The organism is Pseudomonas sp. S11P7, assembly GCF_023195435.1.
Classification (GTDB): domain Bacteria; phylum Pseudomonadota; class Gammaproteobacteria; order Pseudomonadales; family Pseudomonadaceae; genus Aquipseudomonas; species Aquipseudomonas fluorescens_G.
Map to the genome: position 1 here is coordinate 3778532 of NZ_JALPKS020000002.1, position 12256 is coordinate 3790787.

The 12256-nt window shown below is 58.8% G+C and carries 9 protein-coding genes; 1 reads left to right on the forward strand and 8 read right to left on the reverse strand.

Translation table 11 applies throughout. The features are described from left to right. Nucleotides 1-6: 6 nt before the first annotated feature. The 6 genes from odhB to sdhC all read right to left on the reverse strand — a co-directional run bounded on the left by odhB (nucleotide 7) and on the right by sdhC (nucleotide 7588). Nucleotides 7-1233, reverse strand: coding sequence for a 2-oxoglutarate dehydrogenase complex dihydrolipoyllysine-residue succinyltransferase (gene odhB, locus M0746_RS17350; protein WP_258450046.1), 1227 nt, complete (start codon nucleotides 1231-1233; stop codon nucleotides 7-9). Between the two features lie 44 nt (nucleotides 1234-1277). Further along, nucleotides 1278-4109 carry a 2-oxoglutarate dehydrogenase E1 component gene (locus M0746_RS17355; RefSeq protein WP_208938191.1) on the reverse strand — a complete coding sequence of 944 codons (2832 nt, stop codon included), beginning with the start codon at nucleotides 4107-4109 and terminating at the stop codon, nucleotides 1278-1280. A gap of 250 nt (nucleotides 4110-4359) precedes the next feature. Then, the gene (locus M0746_RS17360) at nucleotides 4360-5064 is read right to left on the reverse strand and encodes a succinate dehydrogenase iron-sulfur subunit (RefSeq protein WP_016773675.1); all 705 of its coding nucleotides are present in this window, start codon (nucleotides 5062-5064) and stop codon (nucleotides 4360-4362) included. Nucleotides 5065-5075: 11 nt separating this feature from the next. Next, nucleotides 5076-6848 carry a succinate dehydrogenase flavoprotein subunit gene (gene sdhA / locus M0746_RS17365; protein ID WP_042607585.1) on the reverse strand — a complete coding sequence of 591 codons (1773 nt, stop codon included), beginning with the start codon at nucleotides 6846-6848 and terminating at the stop codon, nucleotides 5076-5078. Between the two features lie 3 nt (nucleotides 6849-6851). Beyond that, nucleotides 6852-7220: a succinate dehydrogenase, hydrophobic membrane anchor protein gene (gene sdhD / locus M0746_RS17370; RefSeq protein ID WP_008049683.1), complete on the reverse strand. Its 369-nt coding sequence runs from the start codon at nucleotides 7218-7220 to the stop codon at nucleotides 6852-6854. Continuing rightward, on the reverse strand, nucleotides 7214-7588 hold the full coding sequence (gene sdhC, locus M0746_RS17375) for a succinate dehydrogenase, cytochrome b556 subunit (protein ID WP_016773673.1): 375 nt from the start codon (nucleotides 7586-7588) through the stop codon (nucleotides 7214-7216). The genes sdhD and sdhC overlap by 7 nt, the downstream gene beginning before the upstream one ends. A gap of 363 nt (nucleotides 7589-7951) precedes the next feature. Between sdhC and gltA the strand changes: the two genes are divergently transcribed. After that, a complete protein-coding gene (gltA, locus tag M0746_RS17380) occupies nucleotides 7952-9241 on the forward strand; it encodes a citrate synthase (RefSeq protein WP_093103347.1) in 1290 nt (429 codons plus the stop codon). A 999-nt stretch (nucleotides 9242-10240) separates the two neighbouring features. Here the strand turns inward: gltA and M0746_RS17385 are convergent. Further along, nucleotides 10241-11899, reverse strand: a complete 1659-nt coding sequence (locus M0746_RS17385; protein ID WP_042607583.1) for a cation acetate symporter — start codon at nucleotides 11897-11899, stop codon at nucleotides 10241-10243. Continuing rightward, nucleotides 11896-12207, reverse strand: a complete 312-nt coding sequence (locus M0746_RS17390) for a DUF485 domain-containing protein (RefSeq protein WP_090282412.1) — start codon at nucleotides 12205-12207, stop codon at nucleotides 11896-11898. The genes M0746_RS17385 and M0746_RS17390 overlap by 4 nt, the downstream gene beginning before the upstream one ends. Nucleotides 12208-12256 lie beyond the last annotated feature (49 nt).

The window sequence follows — 12256 nt, forward strand, 5'->3', positions numbered from 1 at the left end:
TGTTTCTTAGATATCCAGCAACAGACGAGCCGGATCTTCCAGCAGGTTCTTGATGGTCACCAGGAAGGTCACAGCTTCTTTGCCATCGATCAGACGGTGATCGTAGGACAGTGCCAGGTACATCATCGGACGGATCACGACCTGACCGTTGATGGCCATAGGACGCTGGATGATATTGTGCATGCCCAGAATCGCTGCCTGCGGCGGGTTGACGATCGGCGTCGACATCATCGAACCGAAGGTACCACCGTTGGTGATGGTGAAGGTACCACCGGTCATCTCGTCCATCGACAGTTTGCCGTCACGGGCTTTCTTGCCGAACGTGGCGATGCCGCCTTCGATTTCCGCCAGGCTCATCAGCTCGGCGTTACGCAGAACCGGAACAACCAGGCCACGATCGCTGGAAACGGCAACGCCGATGTCCGCGTAGCCGTGGTAAACGATGTCGCCGCCGTCGATCGACGCGTTGACAGCCGGGAAGCGCTTCAGCGCCTCGGTAGCCGCTTTCACGAAGAACGACATGAAGCCCAGGCGCACGCCGTTGTGGGACTTCTCGAACAGATCCTTGTACTTCGAACGCAGGGCCATGACTTCGGTCATGTCGACTTCGTTGAAGGTGGTCAGCATGGCCATGTTCGATTGCGCTTCAACCAGACGCTTGGCCACGGTGGCACGAACGCGGGTCATCGGTACGCGCTTCTCGACGCGGTCGCCAGCGGCGAACACTGGAGCAGCGGCCGAAGGAGCAGCAGCCTTGGCAGGCGCGGCAGCCGGAGCGGTTTTCTTCGCAGCAACAGCGGCAACCACGTCTTCCTTGGTCACACGACCGCCCTTGCCGGTGCCGGCAACGGAAGCGATGTTGATGCCGTTTTCTTCAGCCAGCTTGCGTGCAGCGGGAGCCGCGATCGGGTCATCTTCGCCGTCGGCAGCAGCCGGAGCAGCAGCGGCAGTAGCGGCCGGAGCAGCGGCAGCGGCTGGAGCAGCGGCAGCAGCGCTGCCCTCTTCGATCGAGCCCAGAACCTGGTTCGACAGAACGGTAGCGCCCTCTTCGGCAACGATTGCGCCCAGTACGCCGTCGGCTTCGGCCAACACTTCCAGCACGACCTTGTCGGTCTCGATGTCGACGATCAGGTCGTCACGCTTGACGGCCTCGCCTGGTTTCTTGTGCCAGGTGGCAACGGTGCCATCGGCAACCGATTCCGGGAATGACGGGGCTTTGATTTCGATAGCCATTATCTGTGGGTCCTTAAAATTCGGTTTCAGTCAGCGCGAAGGCGTTAAACGGTAAACGCGTCTTGCAGCAGTTTTTCCTGCTGCTCGGCGTGCATCGATGCGTAACCACAAGCAGGTGCAGCCGAAGCCTCACGGCCCGCGTACTCAAGTACGAGGGTCTTGTCGAGGTTTGCGATGCTGCGACGCAAGTGATGCTGGCTGCAGTACCAGGCACCCTGGTTCATCGGCTCTTCCTGACACCACACGGCATGCTTGACGTTGGTGTACGGAGCCAGGACTTCCTTCAAGTCGTCCTCAGGGAACGGATACAGCTGCTCGATACGCACGATGGCGATATCTTCGCGGCCTTCGGCACGGCGTTTTTCCAGCAGGTCGTAGTAGACCTTGCCGCTGCACAGAACCACGCGCTCGACCTTTTTCGGGTCCAGTGCGTCGATTTCCGGGATCACGGTCTGGAACGAGCCTTCGGCCAGATCTTCCAGCGTCGAGATGGCCAGCTTGTGGCGCAGCAGCGACTTCGGCGTCAGCACGACCAGCGGCTTGCGCAGCGGGCGAATCACCTGACGGCGCAGCAAGTGGTAGATCTGTGCCGGCGTGGTCGGCATGCACACCTGAATGTTGTGCTCGGCGCACAGCTGCAGGTAACGCTCAAGACGTGCCGAGCTGTGCTCAGGGCCCTGACCTTCATAACCGTGTGGCAGCAACATGGTCAGACCGCAGAGACGGCCCCACTTGTGCTCGCCGCTGGTGATGAACTGGTCGATCACGACCTGCGCACCGTTGGCGAAGTCGCCGAACTGGGCTTCCCAGATCACCAGCGCGTTTGGCGTGGTGGTCGAGTAGCCGTATTCGAAGGCCAGTACCGCTTCTTCCGAGAGGAACGAGTCGTACAGGTCGAAGCGTGGCTGACCGTCGTACAGGTTCTGCAGCGGAATGTAGGTGCCCGCGTCTTTCTGGTTGTGCAGCACAGCGTGACGGTGCGAGAACGTACCGCGGCCGATGTCCTGACCGGTCATGCGAATCGGGTGACCTTCGAACGCCAGGGTCGCGTACGCCATGGTTTCAGCGTAACCCCAGTTGATCGGCAGGCCGCCGGCTTGCATCTTCTGACGGTCTTCGTAGATCTTCGCGACCTGACGCTGGACCACGAAGCCTTCCGGGATTTCCAGCAGCTTGGCGGACAGCTCTTGCAGGGTTTTCAGATCGAAACGCGTGTCGTGACGCGCGGTCCAGGCGTGGCCCAGATACGGACGCCAGTCGACGAACAGCTCTTTGTTCGGCTCTTTGACCAGCGATTTCACCACGTGCAGACCGTTGTCCAGCGCGTTGCGGTATTCGTCGACCTTGGCCTGAACACGTTCAGCGTCGAGGACACCGGCCTGGGTCAGACGATCAGCGTACAGCTCACGGGTGGTGCGCTGCTTGGTGATCTGCTGATACATCAGTGGCTGGGTGCCGCTTGGCTCGTCGGCCTCGTTGTGGCCGCGACGACGGTAGCAGACAAGGTCGATCACCACGTCACGCTTGAACTGCATGCGGTAGTCGATAGCCAGCTGGGTCACGAACAGCACGGCTTCCGGATCATCGCCATTCACATGGAGGATCGGCGCCTGGATCATCTTGGCAACGTCGGTGGCGTACTCGGTGGAGCGCGAGTCCAGCGGGTTGCTGATGGTGAAACCAACCTGGTTGTTGATCACGATGTGCACGGTACCGCCGGTCTTGAAACCGCGGGTCTGCGACATCTGGAAGGTTTCCATGACCACGCCCTGACCGGCGAATGCCGCGTCACCGTGGATGGAGATCGGCAGCACTTTCTCGCCAGTGGCGTCGTTACGACGGTCCTGACGGGCACGCACCGAACCTTCGACCACCGGAGAAACGATTTCCAGGTGGGACGGGTTGAACGCCATGGCCAGGTGAACTTCACCGCCGGCGGTCATCACGTTGGACGAGAAGCCCTGGTGATATTTCACGTCACCGGAACCCAGCTCGACCTTCTTCTTGCCTTCGAACTCGTCGAACAGCTCGCGCGGGTTCTTGCCGAAGGTGTTGACGAGCACGTTCAGACGGCCACGGTGGGCCATGCCGATGACGACTTCCTTGGTGCCGTACGAGCCGGAACGCTGGATCAGTTCGTCGAGCATCGGAATCAGGCTTTCGCCGCCTTCCAGACCGAAACGCTTGGTGCCCGGGTATTTGGTACCGAGGTATTTTTCCAGGCCTTCACCAGCAGTCACGCGCTCGAGCAGGTGGCTCTTGATGTCGGCGGAGTACGTCGGACGACCACGCACGCTTTCCAGACGCTGCTGGAACCACTGGCGCTGCTCGGAATCGGTGATGTGCGTAAATTCAGCGCCGATGGTGCGGCAATATGTCTGCTGCAACGCTTCGTGAATTTCGCGTAGGCTCGCTTCCTCTTTGCCGATGAACAGGTCGCCGGCACGGAAGGTCGTATCAAGATCGGCATTGGTCAAGCCGTAATGATTGATCGACAGGTCTGCAGGTGCAGGACGCTGCCACAGCCCCAGCGGGTCAAGCTGGGCTGCCTGGTGGCCACGCATACGGTAGGCCTGGATCAATCGCAACACTTCAACTTGCTTCTTCTCGTGCTCACTGCTCACGCTGCCGGCGGAAACCGGTTGGGCGCGGCGCTGGTTCTTTGCCAGCAGCACGAAATGATCGCGAATCGTGGAGTGCGAAACATCAGTGGCAGAGTTGCCGTCGGCTGGCAACTTCTGAAAGTAGGTGCGCCACTCTTCTGGCACAGCGTTAGGGTCGTGCAGGTAGAGCTCATAAAGCTCTTCCACATAGGCAGCGTTTCCACCTGAAAGGTAGGCGCTGTTCCACATGCGCTGCATCACGCTTTCTTGCATGCTTGGTCACCCTCGGTTAGGGGAACACCATCGGCGTCGACACCGAGCAAACTTGCAGAAGTCCGAATGCAGCGACTAAAACAAGCCACTTAGGATCACACTGATAGTCCGGGTACCAGCCCGGATGCCCCTGCTTGTCTCATTTCTTCAAAATAAGAGCGGCAGCTTGTGGCTACTGCTCTGGTTATAGCCATGACGCGGGTTGAAGCCCGCGCCACAGCCTCTACGGTGCAACGTTACAGCAGCTGAATCACACGCCGCTCGAAAGCAGCATGTTACGGATGTGACCGATGGCCTTAGTCGGGTTCAGGCCTTTCGGACATACGTTGACGCAGTTCATGATGCCCCGGCAGCGGAAAACGCTGAACGGGTCATCGAGCGAAGCCAGACGCTCGCTGGTCTTGGTGTCACGGCTGTCAGCCAGGAAGCGGTAGGCTTGCAGCAGTGCAGCAGGACCGAGGAACTTGTCAGGGTTCCACCAGAACGATGGGCACGAAGTCGAGCAGCAGGCGCACAGGATGCACTCGTACAGACCGTCGAGCTTTTCACGTTCTTCCGGCGATTGCAGACGCTCAATGGCCGGAGCCGGCGTGTCGTTCTGCAGGTAAGGCTTCACCTTCTCGTATTGCTTGTAGAAGATGCTCATATCGACGACCAGGTCACGGATAACCGGCAGACCTGGCAGTGGACGAACGATCAGCTTGTTACCTTTTACGACGGCGGACAGCGGCGTGATGCACGCCAGACCGTTCTTGCCGTTGATGTTCATGCCGTCGGAACCGCAGACGCCTTCACGGCAAGAGCGACGATAGGAGAAACCCTCGTCCTGCTCTTTGATCAGGGCCAGCACGTCCAGCACCATCAGGTCTTTACCACCGGTATCGACCTGGAAATCCTGCATGAACGGCGCAGCGTCCTGATCAGGGTTGTAGCGATAAACACTGACTTGCAACATGGCGGTCACCCTTAATAAGTCCGGACTTTAGGTTCGAAAGTCGGAACAGTCTTCGGCGAGAAGTTGACGGCACGCTTGGTGACGCGCTTGTCACCCGGGAAGTACAGGGTGTGGCACAGCCAGTTTTCGTCGTCACGGTCTTCGAAGTCTTCACGGGCGTGCGCGCCGCGGGACTCTTTACGTACTTCGGCCGCGATGGCGGTGGCTTCAGCCACTTCCAGCAGGTTTTGCAGCTCCAGCGCTTCGATTCGTGCAGTGTTGAACGCCTGCGACTTGTCGTTGATCTTCACGTTGGCGATGCGGGCACGCAGGTCAGCGAGCTGAGCGATGCCTTTCTGCATGTATTCGCCGGTACGGAATACGCCGAAGTAGTTCTGCATGCAGCTTTGCAGCTCGCGACGCAGGGTCGCAACGTCTTCACCGTCGGTACGGTTGTTCAGTGCGTTCAGGCGCGACAGGGCAGCTTCGATGTCGGACTCGGTAGCGTCGTCGTATTCGATGCCGTCGGTCAGGGCCTTTTCCAGGTGCAGGCCGGCAGCGCGACCGAAGACCACCAGGTCGAGCAGCGAGTTGCCGCCCAGGCGGTTGGCACCGTGAACCGATACGCAAGCCACTTCACCTACCGCGAACAGGCCCGGAATGATCTGGTCCTGACCTTCGGCGTTCTGGGTGATCGCCTGGCCATGAATGTTGGTGGCAACGCCGCCCATCATGTAGTGGCAGGTCGGAACAACCGGAACCGGCGCAACGACAGGGTCAACGTGTGCAAACGTCTTCGACAGTTCGCAGATGCCTGGCAGACGGCTGTGCAGCACTTCCTCGCCCAGATGGTCGAGTTTGAGCATTACGTGGTCGCCATTCGGACCACAACCGTTGCCGGCGATGATTTCTTTAACCATCGAACGGGCAACCACATCACGGCCGGCAAGGTCTTTGGCGTTCGGAGCATAACGCTCCATGAAACGCTCGCCGTGCTTGTTGATCAGGTAACCACCTTCACCACGGCAACCTTCGGTCACCAGTACACCGGCGCCGGCGATGCCGGTCGGGTGGAACTGCCACATTTCGATGTCTTGCACCGGCACGCCGGCACGCAGGGCCATGCCAACGCCGTCACCGGTGTTGATCAGAGCGTTGGTGGTGGAGGCGTAGATACGGCCTGCACCGCCAGTGGCCAATACGGTGGCCTTGGCGCGGATGTACGAAGTTTCGCCGGTTTCGATGCAGATCGCGATCACACCAACGAATTCGCCTTCCTGGTTTTTCACCAGATCGACAGCGTAGTACTCATTGAGGAACGTGGTGCCGGCTTTCAGGTTGCCCTGATAAAGGGTATGCAGCAGCGCGTGACCGGTACGGTCGGAAGCGGCGCAAGTACGTGCAGCCTGACCGCCCTTGCCGTAGTCCTTGGACTGACCGCCGAACGGACGCTGGTAGATACGGCCTTGTTCGGTTCGCGAGAACGGCAGACCCATGTGGTCCAGCTCGAACACCGCAGCCGGGCCTTCCTGACACATGTATTCGATCGCGTCCTGGTCACCGATGTAGTCGGAACCCTTGACGGTATCGTACATGTGCCAGCGCCAGTCATCGTTCGGGTCAGCGGACGCGATGGCGCAGGTGATGCCGCCCTGGGCGGAAACAGTGTGCGAACGGGTCGGGAAAACCTTGGTGATCACCGCAGTCTTGTGCCCGCCCTGTGCCAGCTGCAGCGCAGCGCGCATGCCGGCACCGCCACCACCGATAATGATGGCGTCGAAAGAAATCGTTGGAATGTTAGCCATGACTCAGATACCCCAGAGAATCTGCACACCCCAGACGAAGTAAGCGAACATCGCAACGCCGCAAACTGCCTGGAAAAGGAAACGTATTGCCGTTGCGGACTTGCCGAACGCCATTGGCGTCAGGTAGTCGGTCGCGATGGTCCACATGCCGACCCAGGCGTGAGCGCCGAGTGCAACAAGGGCCAGCAGGCTGAAAATACGCATTCCGTTGTGGGCGAACAGTTCATGCCACTGGGCATACTCGAGGCCAGGGTTGGCGACGATGTATCCGATCAGAAAGATGAAGTAAGCCGCGAGAACGACCGCAGACACACGTTGCGCCATCCAGTCATAGAGGCCCGAACGCGACAGGTTAGTGACGTTAGTTACCATATCCAGACTCCTGCCAGAACGATTACCACCACGGAAACGGCGATAACGATTTTCGAGCCCAGTTTGCCGCCTTCCAGCGTCTCACCGATGCCCATGTCCATGATCAAGTGGCGCACACCGGCTACCAGGTGATACAGCAGAGCGGACAGGATGCCCCAAATCACTAGCTTGGCTAGCGGACTGGTCAGACACGCTTTCACCTGACCGAAGCCTTCCTCGGAGCTCAGCGACTTGTCCAATGCATAAAGCATGATGGCAAGGCACACGAAGAGGATGACACCGGAGATACGGTGAAGAATGGACGTGTAAGCAGTGACTGGGAGTTTGATGGTCCTTAGGTCTAGGTTTACAGGTCGTTGGCTTTTCACGGCTTTTTTTTCACACTGAAGAGCCCCTAACAATCAGGGCAAAGTTGTTGGGGAGTGCACTGGTCAGGTAACCACCACCCAGGGATGCGACCCCCAATGAAAGCAAGCCCAAAAGCCCTTGGCGGTCGGTGGCCGAGTATAGACAGTTAGGCTACTAATGACAACGCGTTCACCTACCCCCAATAGCGGATTGCACAAGTCGCATAAAAGGCGTAAATGGCAGTCAATTTCGAGGAAAAAGTGCGCTTAAAGCCTTCTGGAGCAAGACTTTAGGCAAATTGACATTCGAATTTATCTCACTATAGTGGTGCGGGCCCTGCGTGGGGGGTCTGTCTGATGGTTCAAGCATAAATAGGAGGCCACATGGCTGACAAAAAAGCGCAGTTGATCATCGAGGGCGCAGCCCCCGTCGAGCTGCCCATTTTAACCGGCACCGTTGGTCCCGATGTAATCGATGTTCGGAGCCTGACGGCCACGGGCCGCTTCACGTTCGACCCGGGTTTCATGTCGACCGCCTCGTGCGAGTCGAAGATCACCTATATCGACGGCGACAACGGCATTCTGTTGCACCGCGGCTACCCGATCGAACAGCTGGCTGAAAAGTCGGACTACCTGGAAACCTGCTACCTGCTGCTCAACGGCGAATTGCCGACGGCAGAACAGAAGGCCCAGTTCGTCAGCACCGTGAAAAACCACACCATGGTTCACGAGCAGCTGAAAACCTTCTTCAACGGTTTCCGTCGCGACGCCCACCCGATGGCCGTCATGTGCGGTGTAGTCGGCGCCCTCTCGGCCTTCTACCACGATTCCCTGGACATCAATAACCCGCAGCATCGCGAAATCTCGGCGATCCGTCTGGTTGCGAAGATGCCGACCCTGGCAGCGATGGTTTACAAGTACTCCATGGGCCAACCCATGATGTACCCGCGCAACGACCTGACGTACGCGGAAAACTTCCTGCACATGATGTTCAACACCCCGTGCGAGATCAAACCGATCAGCCCGGTGCTCGCCAAGGCCATGGACCGGATCTTCATCCTCCACGCCGACCACGAGCAGAACGCGTCGACTTCCACCGTGCGTCTGGCCGGCTCCTCGGGTGCCAACCCGTTCGCCTGTATCGCCGCCGGTATCGCCGCACTGTGGGGCCCTGCTCACGGTGGTGCGAACGAAGCCGTACTGACCATGCTCGATGAAATCGGCGATGTCTCGAACATCGACAAATTCATCGCCAAGGCCAAGGACAAGAACGACCCATTCAAGCTGATGGGCTTCGGTCACCGCGTCTACAAGAACCGCGACCCTCGCGCAACGGTCATGAAGCAGACCTGCGACGAAGTATTGAAGGAACTGGGCATCAACAACGATCCGCAACTCGAACTGGCCATGCGCCTGGAAGAGATCGCCCTGACCGACCCGTACTTCATCGAACGCTCGCTGTACCCGAACGTCGACTTCTACTCGGGGATCATCCTCAAGGCGATCGGCATTCCGACCAGCATGTTCACCGTGATCTTCGCCTTGGCACGTACTGTCGGCTGGATTTCGCACTGGAAGGAAATGCTCTCGAGCCCGTACAAGATTGGCCGTCCGCGCCAGCTGTACACCGGTTACGAGTCGCGTGACATCATCAAGCTGGAAGACCGTAAGTAAGGTTTTCCTGTTGTGATGGTTTAGTGGTGTGTCAGGAACGGCCTCTTATATAGAGGCCGTTTTTGTTTGGGGGGATTGGGGGCATATCCGTTGCTGCGGGTGTTGCCGCTGGCGGTTTCGCTCTTACAGCGACTCACTTTTCCAGACGCCGAAAAGTAAGCAAAAGGCTTTGCCCCGGCGTTCGGCCCCTCGCTGGGGCTCGGGGTTCCTTCGTTACGGAATCGATCCGGGCGCAGCGGCTACGGTTTGCTTCGCTGCACCTCCTTCCGCTGTGTACGACTTCGTCGTACGGTCGCTGCGCTCCCACACCCGGATCAATCCCTTCACTCAGCCTGCCGAAGGGGCAAAAGATCAAAAGATCAAGAGCCAGATCAAAATCAAAAGCAAAATCAAAAGCCCCTCACCCTAGCCCTCTCCCGGAGGGAGAGGGGACTGACCGAGGTGAATGCGAGAGATACGCCAACCTGCGATTCCGAGTCGTACGCGATTTTCAAAGCCAAAGCATATCGGCTCCCTCTGCCTCGGGAGAGGGCTGGGGTGAGGGGCAGTCACACCAAAAATCAAAAGCCATGCGCCGCTTCTCACCACTCAATAGGCCGAGTGTCAGCTCGCCTGCTTTTGATCTTGATCCACCGGCGACATCGGAAGGCTGAGTGGAGGGATTGATCCGGGCGTGGGAGCGCAGCGACCGTCTGGCGCAGCCAGACACAGCGGAAGGAGGTGCAGCGAAGCAAACCGTAGCCGCTGCGCCCGGATCGATCCCGGAGCGAAGGGACCCGAGCCTGCGAGGGCCGAACGCAGGAGCAAGCGTTTTTTTGCTTACTTTTTTTAGGCGTTTGTAAAAAAGTGAGTCGCCGTCAGGCGAAACCGCCAGAAGCAACACCCGCAGCAACGGATATACACACCAAACCACCCAATAACCGCCCACAACAAAAATGCCCCAATCTCTCGATCAGGGCATTCCCTTGTAGCTTGTAGCTTGCAGCTCAAAACCGCTCTTTAGTGCGAAACCGCCCCACTCGCCCCCAACCCCGTCTGCGACCGCACAAACTGCGGGAAGAACAGCGCCCGCTCGTTGTCCGCCGCCGCCGACTTGTCAGTAATCGAGAAGAACCAGATCCCGATAAAGGCAATGATCATCGAAAACAGCGCCGGGTACTCATACGGGAAGATCGCCTTCTCATGATGCAGGATCTGCACCCAAATGGTCGGGCCAAGAATCATCAGGCCCACCGCACTGATCAGCCCCAACCAGCCGCCAATCATCGCACCGCGCGTGGTCAGCTTCTTCCAGTACATCGAAAGCAACAGCACCGGGAAGTTGCAACTGGCCGCAATCGAGAACGCCAGGCCGACCATGAACGCAATGTTCTGGCTTTCGAACAGAATGCCCAGACCGATCGCCAACACCGCCAGAGCGATGGTGGTGATCTTCGACACGCGAATCTCATCCTTCTCGTTGGCCTTGCCCTTCTTGATCACGCTGGCGTACAGGTCATGCGACACCGCCGAAGCACCGGCCAGCGTCAGGCCAGCCACCACCGCGAGAATGGTCGCGAACGCTACCGCCGAGATGAAGCCGAGGAAGATGCTGCCACCCACCGCGTTGGCCAGGTGCACCGCCGCCATGTTGTTGCCACCGAGCAAGGCGCCCGCGGCATCCTTAAAGGCAGGGTTGGTGCTGACCAGCAGGATCGCGCCGAAGCCGATGATAAAGGTCAGGATGTAGAAGTAGCCGATGAAACCGGTCGCGTAGAGCACGCTCTTGCGCGCTTCCTTGGCGTCACTCACGGTGAAGAAGCGCATCAGAATGTGCGGCAGGCCAGCGGTACCGAACATCAGCGCCAGACCCAGCGAGAACGCCGAGATCGGATCCTTGACCAGGCCGCCCGGGCTCATGATCGCTTCGCCCTTGGCGTGCACTTTGATGGCTTCGGAGAACAGCGTGTTGAAGTCGAAGCCAACGTGCTTCATCACCATCAGCGCCATGAACGAGGCACCGGACAGCAGCAGCACCGCCTTGATGATCTGCACCCAAGTGGTCGCCAGCATGCCGCCGAACAGCACGTACATGCACATCAGCACACCGACCAGGATCACCGCAACGTGGTAATCAAGGCCGAACAGCAGCTGGATCAGCTTGCCGGCACCGACCATTTGTGCGATCAGGTAAAACGCCACCACCACCAGCGAACCGCAGGCCGACAGGGTACGAATCTGGGTTTGCCCGAGGCGGTAGGACGCCACGTCGGCAAAGGTGTATTTACCCAGGTTACGCAGACGCTCGGCGATCAGAAACAGAATGATCGGCCAGCCCACCAGGAAGCCGATCGAGTAGATCAGGCCATCGTAGCCGGAGGTGAACACCAGCGCGGAAATCCCCAGGAAGGACGCCGCCGACATGTAGTCGCCGGCAATCGCCAGACCGTTCTGGAAACCGGTGATCTTGCCGCCCGCCGCGTAATAATCGGCGGCCGAGTTGTTTTTCTTCGAAGCCCAGTAGGTGATGTACAGCGTCGCGCCGACGAAGGCCACGAACATCAGGATTGCCGGAATGTTCAGCGGCTGTTTGGCCACGGCACCGGTCAGGGCATCAGCGGCCCAGGCGCCGGGCGCGAACGCGGCAACGCTTAATAGAGCAAGTAGACGCCGGATCATTGCTGAGCCTCCTTGAGAATCGCATTGTTCAGGTCGTCGAACTCGCCATTGGCGCGGCGCACGTAGATGCCGGTCAGGACGAAGGCCGAAAGGATCAGGCCGACACCGATCGGGATGCCCCAGGTAATCGAAGATTCCGGACTGAGTTTCGCCCCGAGCACATGCGGCCCGTACGCGATCAGCAGGATGAATGCGGAGTACAGCCCAAGCATGATTGCCGAGAGAATCCAGGCGAATCGTTCCCTTTTCTTGACCAGCTCCTTGAATCGGGGACTGTTTTGAATCGAGAGGTAAATGCTGTCGTTCATTGTTTTTATCCTCGCAGCACAGATTATTGTTGGAACGTAGCTAATGTAT

Excerpts from the sequence above, each read along its gene's own strand:
- odhB (WP_258450046.1), bottom strand. The coding sequence starts at position 1,233 with ATGGCTATCGAAATCAAAGCCCCGTCATTCCCGGAATCGGTTGCCGAT.
- M0746_RS17355 (WP_208938191.1), bottom strand. The coding sequence starts at position 4,109 with ATGCAAGAAAGCGTGATGCAGCGCATGTGGAACAGCGCCTACCTTTCA.
- M0746_RS17360 (WP_016773675.1), bottom strand. The coding sequence starts at position 5,064 with ATGTTGCAAGTCAGTGTTTATCGCTACAACCCTGATCAGGACGCTGCG.
- sdhA (WP_042607585.1), bottom strand. The coding sequence starts at position 6,848 with ATGGCTAACATTCCAACGATTTCTTTCGACGCCATCATTATCGGTGGT.
- sdhD (WP_008049683.1), bottom strand. The coding sequence starts at position 7,220 with ATGGTAACTAACGTCACTAACCTGTCGCGTTCGGGCCTCTATGACTGG.
- gltA (WP_093103347.1), top strand. The coding sequence starts at position 7,952 with ATGGCTGACAAAAAAGCGCAGTTGATCATCGAGGGCGCAGCCCCCGTC.
- M0746_RS17385 (WP_042607583.1), bottom strand. The coding sequence starts at position 11,899 with ATGATCCGGCGTCTACTTGCTCTATTAAGCGTTGCCGCGTTCGCGCCC.
- M0746_RS17390 (WP_090282412.1), bottom strand. The coding sequence starts at position 12,207 with ATGAACGACAGCATTTACCTCTCGATTCAAAACAGTCCCCGATTCAAG.